This is a genomic window from Actinoplanes sp. NPDC004185 (genome assembly GCF_053603475.1).
The window spans coordinates 80,993-96,644 of record NZ_JBSGFR010000003.1 but is presented as its reverse complement, the minus strand read 5'-3'; the positions used below and the strand labels follow the sequence as shown (position 1 = coordinate 96,644).

Annotated in this window: 14 protein-coding genes; 5 read left to right on the top strand and 9 right to left on the bottom strand. The window is 71.2% G+C overall.

Features of this window, described 5'->3' with window-relative positions; translation table 11 throughout:
* Positions 1-4 precede the first annotated feature (4 nt).
* Together ACWEOZ_RS04420 and ACWEOZ_RS04415 are read right to left on the bottom strand one after the other, a co-directional pair.
* Complete coding sequence (locus tag ACWEOZ_RS04420; RefSeq protein ID WP_451909347.1) at positions 5-1,801, bottom strand: carbohydrate-binding module family 20 domain-containing protein; 1,797 nt, start codon at positions 1,799-1,801, stop codon at positions 5-7.
* A 264-nt stretch (positions 1,802-2,065) separates the two neighbouring features.
* Positions 2,066-3,118: a LacI family DNA-binding transcriptional regulator gene (locus ACWEOZ_RS04415; RefSeq protein WP_451909346.1), complete on the bottom strand. Its 1,053-nt coding sequence runs from the start codon at positions 3,116-3,118 to the stop codon at positions 2,066-2,068.
* 214 nt (positions 3,119-3,332) lie between these two features.
* On the opposite strand from ACWEOZ_RS04415, the gene ACWEOZ_RS04410 reads away from it, so the two are divergent.
* From ACWEOZ_RS04410 to ACWEOZ_RS04400, 3 genes are all read left to right on the top strand, one after another.
* A complete protein-coding gene (locus ACWEOZ_RS04410; protein WP_451909345.1) occupies positions 3,333-4,589 on the top strand; it encodes a sugar ABC transporter substrate-binding protein in 1,257 nt (418 codons plus the stop codon).
* Between the two features lie 85 nt (positions 4,590-4,674).
* Positions 4,675-6,264 (top strand): ABC transporter permease subunit, encoded by a 1,590-nt coding sequence (locus tag ACWEOZ_RS04405; RefSeq protein ID WP_451909344.1) that lies wholly within the window; start codon positions 4,675-4,677, stop codon positions 6,262-6,264.
* On the top strand, positions 6,261-7,106 hold the full coding sequence (locus tag ACWEOZ_RS04400; protein WP_451909343.1) for a sugar ABC transporter permease: 846 nt from the start codon (positions 6,261-6,263) through the stop codon (positions 7,104-7,106). Before ACWEOZ_RS04405 ends, ACWEOZ_RS04400 begins: the two co-directional genes overlap by 4 nt.
* On the opposite strand, the gene ACWEOZ_RS04395 is transcribed toward ACWEOZ_RS04400, so the two are convergent.
* Together ACWEOZ_RS04395 and ACWEOZ_RS04390 are read right to left on the bottom strand one after the other, a co-directional pair.
* Positions 7,096-7,524 (bottom strand): nuclear transport factor 2 family protein, encoded by a 429-nt coding sequence (locus tag ACWEOZ_RS04395; RefSeq protein ID WP_451909342.1) that lies wholly within the window; start codon positions 7,522-7,524, stop codon positions 7,096-7,098. The two genes, ACWEOZ_RS04400 and ACWEOZ_RS04395, sit on opposite strands and share 11 nt — an antisense overlap.
* A 47-nt stretch (positions 7,525-7,571) precedes the next feature.
* Positions 7,572-9,026 (bottom strand): peptide MFS transporter, encoded by a 1,455-nt coding sequence (locus tag ACWEOZ_RS04390; RefSeq protein WP_451909341.1) that lies wholly within the window; start codon positions 9,024-9,026, stop codon positions 7,572-7,574.
* 110 nt (positions 9,027-9,136) lie between these two features.
* Here ACWEOZ_RS04390 and nhaA point away from each other — a divergent pair, with 110 nt between their 5' ends.
* Positions 9,137-11,026, top strand: a complete 1,890-nt coding sequence (gene nhaA / locus ACWEOZ_RS04385; protein ID WP_451909513.1) for a Na+/H+ antiporter NhaA — start codon at positions 9,137-9,139, stop codon at positions 11,024-11,026.
* A 121-nt stretch (positions 11,027-11,147) separates the two neighbouring features.
* Here the strand turns inward: nhaA and ACWEOZ_RS04380 are convergent, their stop codons facing one another.
* A complete protein-coding gene (locus ACWEOZ_RS04380) occupies positions 11,148-11,708 on the bottom strand; it encodes a TetR/AcrR family transcriptional regulator (RefSeq protein ID WP_451909340.1) in 561 nt (186 codons plus the stop codon).
* Positions 11,709-11,791: 83 nt separating this feature from the next.
* Between ACWEOZ_RS04380 and ACWEOZ_RS04375 the strand changes: the two genes are divergently transcribed.
* The gene (locus ACWEOZ_RS04375) at positions 11,792-12,976 is read left to right on the top strand and encodes a thiolase family protein (protein WP_451909339.1); all 1,185 of its coding nucleotides are present in this window, start codon (positions 11,792-11,794) and stop codon (positions 12,974-12,976) included.
* Between the two features lie 6 nt (positions 12,977-12,982).
* Here ACWEOZ_RS04375 and ACWEOZ_RS04370 read toward each other — a convergent pair whose 3' ends face one another.
* The 4 genes from ACWEOZ_RS04370 to ACWEOZ_RS04355 are packed head-to-tail and all read right to left on the bottom strand — an operon-like array spanning position 12,983 to position 15,556.
* Entirely contained in the window at positions 12,983-13,723 is a 741-nt protein-coding gene (locus ACWEOZ_RS04370; RefSeq protein ID WP_451909338.1) for an energy-coupling factor ABC transporter ATP-binding protein, read from the bottom strand.
* Positions 13,720-14,481: a cobalt ECF transporter T component CbiQ gene (gene cbiQ, locus ACWEOZ_RS04365; protein ID WP_451909337.1), complete on the bottom strand. Its 762-nt coding sequence runs from the start codon at positions 14,479-14,481 to the stop codon at positions 13,720-13,722. The genes ACWEOZ_RS04370 and cbiQ overlap by 4 nt, the downstream gene beginning before the upstream one ends.
* On the bottom strand, positions 14,481-14,828 hold the full coding sequence (locus tag ACWEOZ_RS04360; protein WP_451909336.1) for a PDGLE domain-containing protein: 348 nt from the start codon (positions 14,826-14,828) through the stop codon (positions 14,481-14,483). The genes cbiQ and ACWEOZ_RS04360 overlap by 1 nt, the downstream gene beginning before the upstream one ends.
* Complete coding sequence (locus ACWEOZ_RS04355) at positions 14,825-15,556, bottom strand: energy-coupling factor ABC transporter permease (RefSeq protein ID WP_451909335.1); 732 nt, start codon at positions 15,554-15,556, stop codon at positions 14,825-14,827. Before ACWEOZ_RS04355 ends, ACWEOZ_RS04360 begins: the two co-directional genes overlap by 4 nt.
* Positions 15,557-15,652: the final 96 nt, after the last annotated feature.

Here is a 15,652-nt window from a genome sequence, read left to right as displayed (position 1 = left end):
GTCGTCAGCGCCAGGTGTCGGTCCAGGTCGCCGTGCACGGTGCCGCGGCTGCGGTGGTCCGCGTACGGTTCGGATCGCTCTCCCAGACCACGGCCGACCCTTCCTTCTTGATGTACTTGTACTCCACCGCGGTGCCGCCCGGCAGCGATACCGTGGCCCGCCAGACCGGGTACGTCGCCGAGGACAGCGCCACCGCGTCGGCCGGGTTCCAGTTGCCCAGCGCCGCCGTGTTGCCGGTGACGAAGACGTTCTGGCCGAACGTGGTGCTGACGGTCGCCGCGAAGGTCGTCGCCGCCGTCGTGCAGCCCGCCGGCGGCGTGGTCGGCGTGCCGGTCCCGCTGGTCCGGGCGTTGGTGTGCAGGGCGAGCGCCGCGTTGGCGGCCACGGTCGCGGTGACCTGGCCGCTGCTGGTCACCGTGTACGCCGGCCCGGTGCACGAGCCGCCGGACAGGTCCCCGGCCATCACGTCGCAGTAGGTCCCGGCCGGCAGAGAGGTCTGGAAGGTGCGGGTCAGCGCCGAGCCGGAGCGGTTGAACGCCACGTAACCGGTGCTGCCGCGGCCGAACGCGATCTGGTTCGAGCCGTTGCTCCACCAGTTGGTGACGCCGGCGCCGGCCGCCGTGTTGCGCAGCGCGACCATGTTGGCGGTGGTGCGCCAGCGGTGCTCGCACTCCCAGCCGTTGCCGCAGCTCACCTGGTTGGTGGTGCCGTTGCTCGCGGCGGGCGGCCCGGCGTCCGGCCCGGAGAAGGAGAAGCTGGACATGACCTGCGGGACCCCGTACGGCCAGGCGATCATGAAAGCCTCGGCCAGCGCGTACGCGGAGCCGTTCTTGTAGGTCAGTTTGGCCCGGCCGTTGCGCTGGGTGTCGTGGTTGTCCACGAAGGCCACCGCGTCACCGGAACTGAGCCGCATCGAGCTCGCCAGGTTGTTCAGGCCGGCCAGGTTGCCGTTCTGGAACGCGCCGCCCACCACGTCCCCGTAGCGGAACTCGGTGACATCGCCGAAGCCGGCGTACTCCTCGGGCGCGGGCTCACCGGCGCCGCCCTCGATCACCTCGGAGAAGACGTACGGGTCGCCGGTGACCGGCGCGATGAACGCCGACATGTCGCCGGCCGGCATGTGCTTGGCCGCGTCCACCCGGAAACCGTCGACGCCCAGCCCGACCAGGTCGTTGAGGTACGCGGTGAGCTTGCCGCGCACGTACGAGGACTCGGTCTTGAGGTCGGACAGGTCGACCAGCTCGCAGTTCTGCACTTCCCATTTGTCGCCGTAGTTGGCGATGTCGTCGTTGCCGTTGCGCCCGCAGTGGTGGAAGTCGTCGGTGCCGTAGGGCACCGCCGGGTAGGCGTAGTGGCTGTAGCCGTTGCCGCCGCTGCCGGTGCCGGTGGACGCGCCGCCGGCCATGTGGTTGACGACCGCGTCGACGTAGATCTTGACGCCCGCGGCGTGGCAGGTCCGCACCATGCTCGCGAAGGCGGTGCGGTCGCCGCGGCGGGTGGTGAGCTGATAGCTGACCGGCTGATAGTCCTGCCACCACGGATAGCCGCTGCCCGGCAGCACCACGTGCTCCTGCGGTGGCGAGACCTGCACGCCGCCGAAGCCCTTGGGGCCCAGCGTGGTCGTGCACTCGTTCGCGACCGAGGCCCACGGCCATTCGAAGAGGTGCACGATGACGTCCTTGGCGCCGGGCGAGACGGTGGACGCCTCGGCGTTCCCGGCGTCGCGGACGACGCCGACGGCCAGCAGGGCCGTGGCCAGGACGGCGGTCGTCGCGGCGGCGACAACCTGACGGGTACGCATGGAGACCTCCAGGGGACGCGAGGAGCGGGACGGCGGGGGACGGCACCGTGAAACTTCTTGCGCAAGTGCCGGAAAGTTATCAGAGTGTTTCCCACTGGTAAAGCGACCGCTCTCGATGCAAGCGCCTGGATTGCCGGATTCCGGGGTGTTCTCCTTGCAGTAAAGACAGTTGATCAAGGTGGCGGCGCGGAAAAAGAGCAGGCCAGCAGCGTTCTCGCAGGTCGTTGCACCGGCAAGAACTTTCAAAGATCAACTTAACAAGCGTTACGCGGCGGGGACGTCAACGCTCTCGGCGGCCCGGCCGGCCTTGTGGATGGCGGTCGAGCCACGCACCACCAGCTCGGGGGAGAAGACGTACTCCGAGCGCGGCGCGCCGTGGCCGTTGATCTCGTCGACCAGCTGGCGGATCGCCGCGTTGCCCATCGCCGCCACCGGCTGGCGCAGCGTGGTCAGCGGCGGGTCGGTGAACGCGATCAGCGGCGAGTCGTCGAAGCCGACCACCGAGACGTCGCGGGGCACACTCAGGCCGCGCCGGCGGGCGGCCCGGATGGCACCCAGGGCCATCAGGTCCGAACCGCACACGATGCCGGTCGCCCCCCGGCTGAGCAGCTGGCCCGCCGCCACCTCGCCGCCCTCGACGCCGAACAGGGTCAGGGCCACCAGCTCCTCCAGCTCGCGGTCGCCGGCGCCCAGCTCGCGACGCATGGCAGCGCGGTAGCCGGCCAGCTTGCGCTGCACGTTGAGGAAGCGGTCCGGGCCGGAGACGAAGCCGATCCGGGTGTGCCCGAGCGCGACCAGGTGGGAGACCGCCAGCTCACCGGCCAGCCGGTCGTCGCAGGAGATGAACGGGGCGTCCAGGCCCTCGGCGTACCCGTTGATCAGCACGATCGGCAGCGGCCGCTGCACCAGGCGGCGGTAGCGCTCGTGGTCGGCGGTGGTGTCGGCGTGCAGGCCGGAGACGAAGACGATGCCGGACACCTGGCGGTCGAGCAGCATCTCCACGTACTCGTCCTCGGTGACCCCGCCCGGCGTCTGGGTGCACAGCACCGGCGTGAAGCCGCTCTGCGACAGCGCCGACTCGATGGTCTGCGCGAAGGCCGGGAAGATCGGGTTCTCCAGCTCCGGCACGATCAGGCCGACCAGCCCGGCGCTGCGCTTGCGCAACCGCTCGGGCCGCTCGTAGCCCAGCACATCGAGGGCGGTCAGCACCGCCTGGCGGGTTTCGGTGGAGACGCCGGGCCGGTCGTTGAGGACCCGCGACACCGTCGCCTCGCTGACCTCGGCCTGGCGCGCGATGTCGGACAAACGTGCGCGCATGGGCGTCACTATAGAGCCGTCCGCGATGCGGGATCGGCGACGAACCGCGTCTGGAACTTCTTGCGGAAGCATTGCAAGGTCTTCCATTGCCAGTAATCCCTTGCTAACGTCCCCGCAACAGCCGAGCTGGGCCTATGGGGGCCTTGCTTCCGGTTCCCCCTTTATGTCCGTGCCACCTCTTCGGGCGCTGTGCTGTGCCCGATAGGAGAAGATCATGCGCATCCGTACCGCGGGTGTCGTCACCGCTCTCGCCCTGGCGCTCGCCGCCACGGGCTGCAGCAGCAGCGGCGACGACCCCGAAACCCCTTCCTCCGCCGCACCCGCCGGGGCCGGCGGCAAACTGGTCATCTGGGGCGACGACAAGCGCGCCGCCGCTCTCAAGCCCTTCGCCGACAAGTTCGGCCAGGAGAACGGCGTCACCGTCGAGGTGCAGGCCATCTCCAAGGACCAGCAGACCACCTTCGTCACCGCCTCGCAGCAGGGCAGCGGGCCCGACGTGATGGTCGGCGCGCACGACTGGATCGGCAACCTCGTGCAGAACGGCGCGATCGACCCGGTGCAGCTGACCGCCGACCAGCAGCAGGGCCTGGCGCCGAACGCGGTCAAGGCGGTCACCTTCAACGGCCAGGTCTACGGCGTGCCGTACGCGACCGAGAACCTGGCGCTGATCCGCAACACCGAGCTCGCGCCCGAGGCCCCGGCCACCATGGAGGATCTGGTCGCTCAGGCCAAGAAGCTGCGGGCCGGCAAGAAGGCGAGCGAGCTGCTCTGCCTCCAGGTGGGACAGAACGGCGACGCCTACCACGCGTACCCGCTGTTCAGCTCGGCCGGCGGCTACCTGTTCGGCACCGGGGCCAACGGCGACTACGACAAGAACGACCTCGGCATCGCCAAGCCCGAGTCGATCGCCGCCTTCCAGAAGATCCGGGCGCTCGGCGAGAAGGGCGACGGCGCCCTGAAGCGGTCGATCACCGTGGAGAACTCCATCGCCACCTTCACCGCGGGCAAGTGCGCGTACCTGGTCTCCGGGCCGTGGGCGGTCACCGACGTGAAGAAGGCCAAGATCGCGTACGACATCTCGGCGGTTCCCGGCTTCGCCGGCGCGAAGCCGGCCCAGCCGTTCCTGGGTGTGCAGTCGTTCTACGTCGCGGCCAAGGGCAAGAACAAGGCGCTGGCGCAGGAGTTCGTCACCAACTACGTCACCACGCCGGAGCTGGCCGTGGCGCTCTACCAGGCCGAGCCCCGCCCGCCGGTTCTCACCGCGGCCTACGACCAGGTCAAGGGGGCCGACCCGGACCTGGCCAAGTTCGTCGAGGCCGGCAAGAACGCGGTGCCGCTGCCGGCGATCCCGGAGATGGCCTCGGTCTGGGACCCGTTCAGCAAGGCGGAGTCCGCAGTGGTCGGCGGCGCCGACCCCAAGACAGCGCTGACCGCCGCGGCCAAGACGATCACGGGCCAGATCAAGTCATGACCGACTGCACCGAAACTCGCCCGGCGGGAGTTGCCGACGGCCGTGACGGTGAGGGCCGGGAGGGCATGACGAAGGTGGCTCAGCAATGACTGCTCTTCTGGAGCGGGAGACCGTCCCGGCCGAGGCCCCGCGCCCCGGCCGGGACGGCCTCGCCGGCCCCCTCGTCAAGATCGCCCTGCTCGGGCTGGTCGCCGGGCTCGCCGTCTGGGCGGCGTTCCCGCTGATCGCCGAGCGGGCCTGGATCGGCCTGGCCGTGCTGCTGGCCGCCACCGCCGGACTGCTCTACCTGTACACCGGCCGCCGGCGGGTGCCCGCCAAGTACCTCGTGCCCGGCACCCTGTTCCTCATCGTCTTCCAGCTGTTCCCGGTGGCGTACACGGCGGCGACCGCGTTCACCAACTTCAGCGACGGGCACCGCGGCGACAAGCGCGAGGCCGTCGTGGCCATCCAGACCGCGTCGGTCACCCGGGTGCCCGGCTCGACCGAGTACGCGCTGACGGTCGCCACCACCGGCGATCCCGCGACCGGGCCGCTGACGTTCCTCGTGACCGACCCGGCGACCAAGGTTGTCTCGGCCGGGACCGGTGAGGGGCTCAAGGCGCTCCCGGCCGGTGACGTCACCGTGACCGCGACCGGCCGGGTCACCGCCGCCGCGGGTTACACGCTGCTCAACGGCGGTCAGGCCAGCGCCCGCAGCCAGGAGATCACCGACCTGGCCGTGCCGACCGCGGGCGGGGCGATCCGCTCGCAGGGACTGTCGCGGGCGTACGAGGGCAAGGCCGGGCGGGCGTACGACGCCGGCTGCGACTGTGTGCGGGACACCACCACCGGCCGGACCTGGACCGCGGACGAGAAGGCCGGCGCGTTCGTGGCGGCCGACGGTGAGCGGCTGGCCCAGGGCTGGCGGGTCGGTGTCGGGCTGAGCAACTTCACCCGGCTGGTCACCGACGCGGCGATCGCCGGCCCGTTCGCCCGTACCCTGATCTGGAACTTGATCTTCGCCCTGGCCTCCACCGGCGGGACCTTCGTGCTCGGCCTGGGCTGTGCGCTGGCCCTGCACTCGCCACGGGTCCGCGGCCGGGGCCTCTACCGCACCCTGCTGGTGCTGCCGTACGCGATGCCGTCGTTTGCGATGCTGCTGGTCTGGCGGGACATGTTCAACACCGACTTCGGGCTGATCAACAACCTGTTCGGGCTGGACGTGGACTGGTTCGGCGGGGCCACGTCCGCCCGGATCGCGGTGATCCTGGTGCAGTTGTGGCTCGGTTACCCGTACATGTTCCTGGTCGCGACCGGGGCGCTGCAGGCGATCCCGCCGGAGCTGTCCGAGGCCTCCCGGATCGACGGGGCCTCGCCGTGGCAGTCGCTCAAGCGGGTCACCCTGCCGCTGCTGCTGGTGGCGCTGACGCCGCTGCTGATCTCGTCGTTCGCGTTCAACTTCAACAATTTCAACGCGATCTACCTGACCACCGACGGCGCGCCGTTCCCGGCCGACAACCCGGCCAACGGCGCCACCGACCTGCTGATCACCTACACCTACCGGCTGGCCTTCGGTGGCTCCGGCGCCCAGTACGGCTTCGCCGCGGCGGTGTCCATCTTCATCTTCGTGATCGTCGCGGTGATCTCCACGGTCAGCTTCCGCCGGACCCGCCGCCAGGAAGAGGTCTACTCATGAGCAAGTGGCTGACCCGGGTCGGCTGGCGGCACGGGGTCGCCGTGCTGGCCCTGATCTTCTCGCTGTTCCCGATCGTGTTCGTGGTGTCGGCGGCGCTCAACCCGCTGGGCACGCTGTCGTCGACCGCGGCCGTGCCGACCGGGGCGTCGCTGGGCAACGTCGGCAACCTGCTGGCCGACACGGACTTCGCCCGCTGGTTCGGCAACTCCGTGCTGATCGCCGGCGTGTCGGCACTGGCGTCGGTGTTCCTGTCGGCGCTGGCCGCGTACGCCTTCAGCCGGATGCGTTTCCGCGGCCGGCGGACCGGCCTGCTGGCCCTGCTGCTGATCCAGATGTTCCCGCAGTTCCTGGCCATCGTGGCGATCTTCCTGATGTTCTCCACCATCACCGACCTGTGGCCGGCCATCGGCTTCAACCAGGCCTGGGGCCTGATCCTGCTCTACCTGGGCGGGGCGCTGGGGGTGAACACCTGGCTGATGAAGGGCTTCTTCGACACGGTGCCCAGGGAGCTGGACGAGTCGGCCACGATGGACGGCGCCTCGCACGCCCAGACGTTCTTCCGGATCCTGCTGCCGCTGGTCGCACCGATCCTGGCGGTGACCGGCCTGCTGGCCTTCATCGGCACGATCAACGAGTTCCTGATCGCCAACGTCTTCCTGACCGACACCGGCGCCAAGACCCTGTCGGTCGGCATGTACGGCCTGGTGGCGGGGGAGCGCAACAACAACTTCGGGATGTTCTGCGCGGGCACCCTGCTCACGGCGGTCCCGACCGTGCTGGTCTTCCAGTTCTTGCAGCGTTACATCGTCAACGGGCTCACCGCCGGGGCGGTCAAGGGCTGACCGGGCGGGTCACCTCGTCCCGGTCAGCGTCCAGGCCCGCTGCGGCCAGCGCTCCGGCGACCCCGTCGTCGAAGCGTTCGTAGCGGGCCACCCGGCCGTCCTCGACCCGGAACAGCGAACCGATCCGGAAGCTGTCCTGCGGCTCACCGGTGGCCGGGTCGTGCCAGGTGGCGTCCTGCTCGACCACGACCAGGCCGTCGCCGCCGCAGAACCAGCGCACCGGCTGCGACGAGAAGCCGGAACGGCCCAGCCACTCGCGCAGCACCGCGCGGGGAGCGCTGCCGCGCCCGCGCGGTCCCACGATGTCGACCTGCTCCTGGCTCAGGGACTCCACGCGACCGCCGTCGCGAGCGTTGACGGCGGTCAGCCACTGCTCGACGACGCCGAGCGCGCCGCGGGTCCGGGTCGCATTCGTCATGCCGCCAGGTTAGTCCGTCCTGCCGACAGGACAGGAGCCGTGCCCGGTCAGCGCACACCGCTCATCAGCCGGCTGATCGGCCGGGCGGCCAGGGCCAGGGCGGCCCCGATGGCGATCGCGACCAGGCCCAGGATGCCGAAGTACGCGGTCTCGTGGTCCTCGCTGTAGTACTTCGCGAGGGTGCCCGAGGCCGCCGTGCCCAGCGCCACCGACAGGAAGAACAGCGCCACCATCTGGGTGTGGAACACCGCCGGGGCGAGCTTGGTCGACAGCGACAGCCCGACCGGGGACAGCAGCAGCTCGGCGACGGTGAAGACCAGCAGGATGCCGGCCAGGGCGAGCAGCGGGGCGCTGTTCGGGCCGCCGCCGGCCAGGGGCAGGAACAGCAGGAACGCCACACCCATGATCGCGGTGCCGGCGGCGAACTTGATCGGCGTTCCCGGCTGGCGCGGGCCGAGCCGGGTCCACAGAGCGGCGAAGACCCCGGACAGCACGATGATGAAGACCGGGTTGATCGACTGCACCCAGGACACCGGCATCTCCCAGCCGAACAGGTTCCGGTCGAGGCGCTGGTCGGAGTAGATCGTCACGACGGTGAATTGCTGCTGGTACAGCGACCAGAACACCGCACTGGCCACGAACAGCGGGATGAACGCGTACACCCGGCGGCGTTCCACGTCGGTGATCCGCCGGCTGCGCAGGATGACCACGAAGTAGGCGACCGCCGCGACGGCGCTCAGCACGATGACCACGTTCGACAGCGCCGAGGCCCGCAGCACACCGGTCAGGGCCAGCACCACGATCGCCACCACCGCCGCGGCGACGAGCAGCGCCACCGGCAGGCGGCGCTGCGGCGGCAGCGGATTGGGCACGACCCGGGCGTCGCCGGTGAGCCGCTTGCGGCCCAGCGTGTACTGGATCAGGCCGATCGCCATGCCGACCGCGGCCAGCGCGAATCCGGCGTGGAAGCCCCAGTTCTTCTGCAGCAGCCCGGTCAGCAGCGGGCCGACCAGGGCGCCGAGGTTGATGCCCAGGTAGAACAGGGAGAAGCCGGCGTCGCGGCGTTCGTCGTGCTCGTCGTACAGGCCGCCCACCAGCGACGTGGCGGTGGCCTTGACCCCGCCGCTGCCGATCGCGATGAGGATCAGCCCCACGGTGACCCCGGTCAGCCCGGGCAGGGCGGCGAGACTGATGTGCCCGGCCATCACCAGGACCGCGCTGGCGAACAGCACCCGTTCCGGCCCGAGCAGCCGGTCGGCCACCCAGGCGCCGATGATCGTGGCCAGATAGACCGAACCGCCGTACGCGCCCACGATGCTCGCGGCGGTCTGCTCGGACAGGCCCAGCCCGCCGTCGGCCGCGGAGTAGTAGAGGTAGATCAGCAGAATGCCCTGCATGCCGTAGAACGAGAACCGTTCCCACAGCTCGACTCCGAACAGGTTGGCCAGCACGGGTGGCTGACCGAAGAACGTACGCTCGCGCGGTGCCGTCTCCTGCGTCATGACCCTGTCGCATACCGCAACCGGCCCGGTCGTAAACGACCGCGCCGGACCCGGATCTTGCCCCGGGGCGCGCCGATGACCAGGCTGGTGCCGTGACTACGTCGGGTGGGATGCGGGGACGCACGCAGTGGACGCGGGGGCTCGGGGCGCCGCTGCGGGCGTTCCTGCGTACCGAATCGGGCAGTGCCGGGGTGCTCGTCGCGGCCATCGCCGCCGCGCTGGTCTGGGCCAACGTCGACACCGCGTCGTACGACGCGGTGTGGCGCACCGATTTCTCGGTGCGGTTCGGTGCCATGGGGATCACCGAGGACCTGCGGACCTGGATCAACAGCGGGCTCATGACGCTGTTCTTCCTGGTGGTGGGTCTGGAGGCGCGGCGCGAGTTCGACCTCGGCGACCTGCGTGACCGGCGGCGTTTCCTGCTGCCCAGCGCCGCCGGGCTGGTCGGGATGCTGATCCCGGTGCTGATCTATCTGGCCGTCACCCACGGCGGCCCGGGCGCGCACGGCTGGGGCATCGCCATGTCCACCGACACGGCGCTGGCGCTGGGCCTGCTCGCCCTGGTCGGCCGGGGTGTGCCCGACTCGACCCGGGTCTTCCTGCTCACCGTCTTCGTGGTCGACGACCTGGTCGCCCTGCTGGTCATCGCGGTGGTCTACAGCGAGGACATCGCCATGATGCCGCTGCTGATCGCCGGCGCGGCCTTCGGCGTGTGGCTGCTGCTGCGCACGTTCGGCGTCCGCAGCGCCTTCAGCTACGCGGTCGTGGGGCTGGTGCTCTGGGCGGCCATGCTGGCCAGCGGCGTCGACCCGGTGGTGGCCGGCCTGGCGATGGGCCTCACGGCGGTGGCCTACACCCCGGTACGGGAGAACCTCGAAGCCGCCACCGGGCTCTTCAAGCTGTTCCGCGAGCAACCGACGCCGGAGCTGGCCCGTACCGCCGCGCGCGGGCTGACCGAGACACTCTCGCCCAACGACCGCCTCCAGCGCGTCTACCACCCGTGGTCGAGCTACGTGATCGTGCCTCTGTTCGGCCTGGCCAACGCGGGCATCGCGATCGACGGCAGCTTCCTCAGCCGGGCGTTCACCTCCCCGGTGACCTGGGGCGTCATCCTGGGCTACCTGATCGGCAAGCCGGTCGCGGTGGTCGGGGTGTCCGCACTGCTCACGGGGGCGACCGGTGGCCGGGTACGCCCGACGGTCGGCTGGGCGGCGGTGCTCGGCAGCGGCACGATCGCCGGCATCGGCTTCACCGTGTCGTTGCTGATCGCGGCGCTGGCGTTCGAGGGGCCCGAGCTGGCCGAGGCGAAGATCGGTGTGCTGACCGCGGCGGCCGGCGCGTCCCTGATCACCTGGGCGGTCTTCCGCGCGACCCGGATGCTGGCCCCGCAACGCCGGGCCCGGGCCATGCTCGGCGACACCGAGGAACTGATCGACCTGATCCCGGCCGTCGACCCCGAGCGCGATCACGTGCGCGGGCCGCAGGACGCCTCGGTCACGGTCGTCGAGTACGGCGACTTCCAATGCCCGTACTGCGGCCAGGCCGAACCGGCGGTCCGCGACCTGATCACCGACACGGATCTGCGCTACGTCTGGCGGCACCTGCCGCTCCCGGACGTCCACCCGCAGGCGCGGCTGGCCGCCGAAGCCGCGGAGACGGCGGCCGGTCAGGGCAAGTTCTGGGAGTTCCACGACCTGCTGCTGGCCCACCAGGACCATCTCAAGATCATGGACCTGCTCCGGTACGCCGACCAGCTCGGCCTGGACACGGACCGCTTCCACGACGAGCTCATGGACCACCGGCACGCGCAACGGGTCACCGACGACGTGGACTCGGCCGACCTGAGCGGCGTCTCCGGCACGCCGACGTTCTTCATCAACGGGAGCCGGCACTACGGGGCTTACGACATCGTGACGCTCCAGCAGGCGGTGAAGACAGCCCGGATCAGGGCGGGACTGGCCCGGATTCCCCAGCCTGTCCAGGAGGACGGAACCGCCTGACGGCTCCAGCAAATCGCTCGGTGTCAGCCGCATGGTCTTCTTTCAACCCAGTACCTAGGATGCTTTACGGGGTGAGTGGATCAGCACGGTGCGCCCGGCGCCCAATGGCCGGAACGGCGTTCTAGGCAGCTGTGACGAGGTCCTTGACCATGGCGACCGCCACCTCGGCCTGCTGGGCGGCGTCCGGCCGGCCCGCCACCGCGTACAGGCCCTCGATGACCAGCCAGACCCGATCGGCCAGCACCGGCGACCCGCCCGCGGCCCGTACGAGCTCATCGACCCGGGCCCGCGACGACGCCAGATACTCCCGAGCTATCCGCCCCGGCTCGTCGTCCTCCGCCGGGAACTCGGTCAGGTAATTACGCATGGCGCACCCCCGGAAGTCCGGCTCCCGTACCCGGTCGGCGATCTCGGCGACCAGAGCGACCACCGCCGCCCGCCCGTCGCCGGCTGCCGCGAGCGCCCGCTCGGTCGACCGCTCCCGCTCCGCCCTCACCGCCGACAGGTACGCCGCCACCAGCTCGTTCTTGCCCGGGAAGTGCGAGTACAGCAGGTTCTTGCCGCAGCCCGCCGCGGCGACGATCTGTGCCATGCCGACCGCGCGGACGCCCTGGCTGTAGAAGAGCGGGGCCACCGTCGAGACGATGCGGGCGCGGGTGCCGGGTGCTGCCGTACGGGCCATGTGGCCAATGTAACGGACCGATCGGTCCGCATAGCCCTTAGGATCGGACCGATCGGTCCGTCACTCGATGGGGAGGGCACGACATGCGCGATGCGGTCATCGTCGAAGCGGTACGCACACCCGTGGCCAAGGGCAAGCCCGGCGGCGCCTACGCGGAGATCCACCCGGTCGACCTGCACGCCCACGTCCTGCGGGCCGTCACCGCCCGGCTCGACGGGCTCGACCCGGCCGAGATCGACGACGTCATCGGCGGCACGGTCGGTCAGGTCGGCGAGCAGAGCACCAACAACACCCGGCTGGCCGTGCTCGCCGCCGGCTTCCCCGAGTCCGTGCCCGGCACCACCGTCGACCGGCAGTGCGGCAGCAGCCAGCAGGCGTTGAGCTTCGCCGCCCAGGGGGTCGTCGCGGGCGCCTACGACATCGTGGTGGCCTCCGGGGTCGAGTCGATGAGTCGCGTACCCATCGGCAGCTCCGCCCTGGTCGACGGCGCGCGGGCGTTCGTCGGCGGGCCCGCGGTCGCGGAGCGTTATCCCGGCGGGCTGATCCCGCAGGGGATCAGCGCCGAGCTGATCGCCCGCCGCTGGGGTCTGTCGCGCCGGCAGCTCGACGAGTTCGCCGGGACCAGCCATCAGCGGGCGGCCGAGGCGTGGAAGCAGGGCTGGTTCGCCGGCCAGGTCGCGCCACTGGCCGGGCTCGAGGTCGACGAGACGATCCGGCCCGGCACCACGGTCGAGACGCTGGCCGGGCTGCGGCCGGCCTTCGCCGACGAACGGTGGGCGCAGCGCTTCGGCGACCAGGAGTGGAAGGTCACCGCCGGCAACTCCAGTCCCGTCAACGACGGCGCCGCCGCGCTGCTGGTCACCACCAGCGAGATCGCCCGGCAGCGGGGCTGGCGACCGCGGGCCCGGGTGGACACCGCGACGGCCGTCGGTGACGATCCGATCATGATGCTGACCGGCATCATCCCGGCGACCGCCAAGGTGCTGGCCCGGGCCGGCCTGGCCCTGGCCGACATCGACGCGTTCGAGGTCAACGAGGCGTTCTCCTCGGTGGTGCTGGCCTGGCTGGCCGAGACCGGCGCCGACCCGGCGAAGGTCAACGTCGACGGCGGCGCGATCGCCATCGGTCACCCGCTGGGCGCCAGCGGCGCCCGGCTGACGACCACCCTGCTGGGCGTGCTGGAACGCACCGGGGGACGCTACGGGCTGCAGACCATGTGCGAGGCCGGCGGTACGGCCAACGCCACCGTCGTCGAGCGCCTGGGCTGAGCCGGGTCAGGGGCGCACCGGGTGGAAGCCGAACGGCAGCTCCAGCCGGTGCGCCCGGAGCAGCTCGTCGTCGGCCAGCAGCTCGGCGGTCGGCGCGTCGGCCACGATCCGGCCGTCGTCGAGGATCACCGAGCGCGGGCACAGCTGCAGCGCGTACGGCAGGTCGTGCGTCACCATCAGCACCGTCACCGGCAGCCGTTCGATGATCTCGGCCAGTTCCCGGCGGCTCGCCGGGTCCAGATTGGACGAGGGCTCGTCCAGCACCAGCAGCTCGGGCCGCATCGCCAGCACGGTGGCCACCGCCACCCGGCGGCGCTGGCCGAACGACAGGTGCAGCGGCACCTGGTCGCGGTGCGCGGCCATGTCCACGGCTTCCAGCGCCTCGTCGACGCGGGCCCGCAGCTCGGCGCCGCGCAGCCCGAGGTTGGCCGGCCCGAAGGCGACGTCCTCGGCGACGGTCGGCATGAAGAGCTGGTCGTCGGGGTCCTGGAAGACGATGCCGACCCGGCGGCGGATCTCGGCCAGCCGGGCCCGGTCGCGCGCGTCCACCCGCAGCCCGCCGACGTCGACCGTGCCGGCGCCGCCGTGCAGGATGCCGTTGAGGTGCAGGACCAGGGTCGTCTTGCCGGCGCCGTTGGGCCCGAGCAGCGCGACCCGGTCCCCGGCGCCGACGCTGAGGTCGACACCGCGCAGCGCGACGCTGCCGTCCGGGTAGGCGTAGGTGAGGCCGGCGATCTCGAGGCTCACGCCAGCACCGCCGTGAGGGCGATGGCGGCGGCCGCGGCGGGCAGCACGGCCGAGGTCGCCCAGTCGGCCGTCGTCGCGGCGCCCCCCTCGGGACGGGGGAGCCGTCCGTCGTAGCCGCGGGAGACCATGGCCAGATACACCCGCTCGCCGCGTTCGTACGCCCGCAGGAACAGCGCCCCGACGCCGACCGCGAAGGCCTTGACCTGCCACAGGAACCGCGGATCGTAGCCGCGCGAGAGCCGGGCGATGCGCATCCGCCGTGCGTCGTCGGCCAGGATGTCCAGGTAGCGCAGCATGAACGTGGCGATCTGGGTGAAGACCCGCGGGCAGTGCAGCCGGTCCAGGCCCAGGATCAGGTCACGCATGGTGGTGGTGGCCGCCAGCAGCAGCGAGGCGACCACGCCCAGGGTGCCCTTGGCGACGATGTTCCACGCGCCGTGGAGCCCGTCGACGGACAGCGACATGCCGAGCCAGGTGATCCGCTCGCCGTGCCCGGCGAACGGCAGCGCAACGGCGAGCACGACGAACGGCAGCTCGATGGTGGCGCGTTTGGCCAGCCACGGCAGCGGCACCCGGGCCGCTACCGCCACCGCCGCGAGCAGCAGGGCGTAACCGCCGAAGGCGGCGAACTCGGTGCGCGGGGTGGCCACCACGACGATGGTGAACAGCAGCGTCGCGAGGATTTTCACCTCGGGGGCCAGGGCGTGCACCGGGCTCGGACGGTCCAGGTGCAGCGGATGGGCGTGGCCCGCGCCCATCAGACCTTCTCGGTGCTGCGCCGGCGGACGAGCCAGAAGACGCCGCCGCCGATGGCGAACGTCACCAGCACGCCCAGCACCCCGGCCAGCCCGGTCGACAGGTACGGGTTGTCGATGCCGCGGATGCCGTAGCCGGCCAGCGGGCTGTCGGCGAGCTGGTGGTCCTGCTCCCGCTGAAGCATGCAGGTGCCGCCGGTGATCTCGCCGTGGGAGTCGAAGGTGCAACCCTCGCGGGCCGTCGCGTCCAGACCGTCCGGGCTGCTGGAGGCGAAGCTGCTGACCACGCCGGCCAGCAGCAGGGCGACGAGCAGGCCGCCGGCCAGGAACCAGCCGAGTCGCCGGGTCATGCCTGGCCTCCCGAGACAGTGGCGGGCGCCTCGGCCGGGGTGGCCGCGACCGGCGCCGGTGGAGTGCGGAAGCGGCGCAGTGCGTAGACCAGGTCCGGCCGGACCTTGGCCACGGTGGCCACGGTGGTCGCCGCGATCAGGCCCTCGCCGATGCCGATCAGCACGTGGGTGCCGGCCATCGTGCCGGAGACCCAGGGCAGGGAGAGCTGGGTGGTGCCGCCGAGCCAGTACTCGAACACGAAGCCCTGCGAGGCGGCCACCACGCCGGCGATCGAGGCGATCAGCGCGGTCGCGCCGAGCCCGGACGGGGTCTTGGGCAGCACCCGCAGCAGGCCGGCGACCAGCAGGTAACCGGCGGCGGTGCCGATGATCGCCATGTTGGTGATGTTGAGCCCGAGGGCGGTCAGGCCGCCGTCGGCGAACAGCAGGCACTGGATGATCAGCACGGTGGACACGCACAGGGCGCCGACCCACGGTCCGACCAGGACCACGGCCAGGGTGCCGCCGAGCAGGTGGCCGGAGACGCCGGGCAGCACCTGGAAGTTGAGCATCTGCACGGCGAAGATGAACGCCGCGACCAGGCCGGCCATGGGGGCCAGCCGGTCGTCGAGGTCGGCCCGGGCCCGCCACGCGCAGAACGCCAGGGCGAGGGCGGCGAACGCGGCGAAGATCGCCGACACCGGGCCGTTCACGATCCCGTTGGCGATGTGCATCGTCTGGACGTCCATGGATCCCCCTCCGGCCGCGGGCACGCCTCGATCAGCATATGGGTCACCGTGGCAGTTGCAAACTATTGGCAACAGCGTCCGGCCGGCTGCGACCGG

What these genes read in the sequence shown, in the direction of transcription:
- ACWEOZ_RS04420 (WP_451909347.1), bottom strand. Translation starts at nt 1,801, where the DNA reads ATGCGTACCCGTCAGGTTGTCGCCGCCGCGACGACCGCCGTCCTGGCC.
- ACWEOZ_RS04415 (WP_451909346.1), bottom strand. Translation starts at nt 3,118, where the DNA reads ATGCGCGCACGTTTGTCCGACATCGCGCGCCAGGCCGAGGTCAGCGAG.
- ACWEOZ_RS04410 (WP_451909345.1), top strand. Translation starts at nt 3,333, where the DNA reads ATGCGCATCCGTACCGCGGGTGTCGTCACCGCTCTCGCCCTGGCGCTC.
- ACWEOZ_RS04405 (WP_451909344.1), top strand. Translation starts at nt 4,675, where the DNA reads ATGACTGCTCTTCTGGAGCGGGAGACCGTCCCGGCCGAGGCCCCGCGC.
- ACWEOZ_RS04400 (WP_451909343.1), top strand. Translation starts at nt 6,261, where the DNA reads ATGAGCAAGTGGCTGACCCGGGTCGGCTGGCGGCACGGGGTCGCCGTG.
- ACWEOZ_RS04395 (WP_451909342.1), bottom strand. Translation starts at nt 7,524, where the DNA reads ATGACGAATGCGACCCGGACCCGCGGCGCGCTCGGCGTCGTCGAGCAG.
- ACWEOZ_RS04390 (WP_451909341.1), bottom strand. Translation starts at nt 9,026, where the DNA reads ATGACGCAGGAGACGGCACCGCGCGAGCGTACGTTCTTCGGTCAGCCA.
- nhaA (WP_451909513.1), top strand. Translation starts at nt 9,137, where the DNA reads ATGCGGGGACGCACGCAGTGGACGCGGGGGCTCGGGGCGCCGCTGCGG.
- ACWEOZ_RS04380 (WP_451909340.1), bottom strand. Translation starts at nt 11,708, where the DNA reads ATGGCCCGTACGGCAGCACCCGGCACCCGCGCCCGCATCGTCTCGACG.
- ACWEOZ_RS04375 (WP_451909339.1), top strand. Translation starts at nt 11,792, where the DNA reads ATGCGCGATGCGGTCATCGTCGAAGCGGTACGCACACCCGTGGCCAAG.
- cbiQ (WP_451909337.1), bottom strand. Translation starts at nt 14,481, where the DNA reads ATGGGCGCGGGCCACGCCCATCCGCTGCACCTGGACCGTCCGAGCCCG.
- ACWEOZ_RS04360 (WP_451909336.1), bottom strand. Translation starts at nt 14,828, where the DNA reads ATGACCCGGCGACTCGGCTGGTTCCTGGCCGGCGGCCTGCTCGTCGCC.
- ACWEOZ_RS04355 (WP_451909335.1), bottom strand. Translation starts at nt 15,556, where the DNA reads ATGGACGTCCAGACGATGCACATCGCCAACGGGATCGTGAACGGCCCG.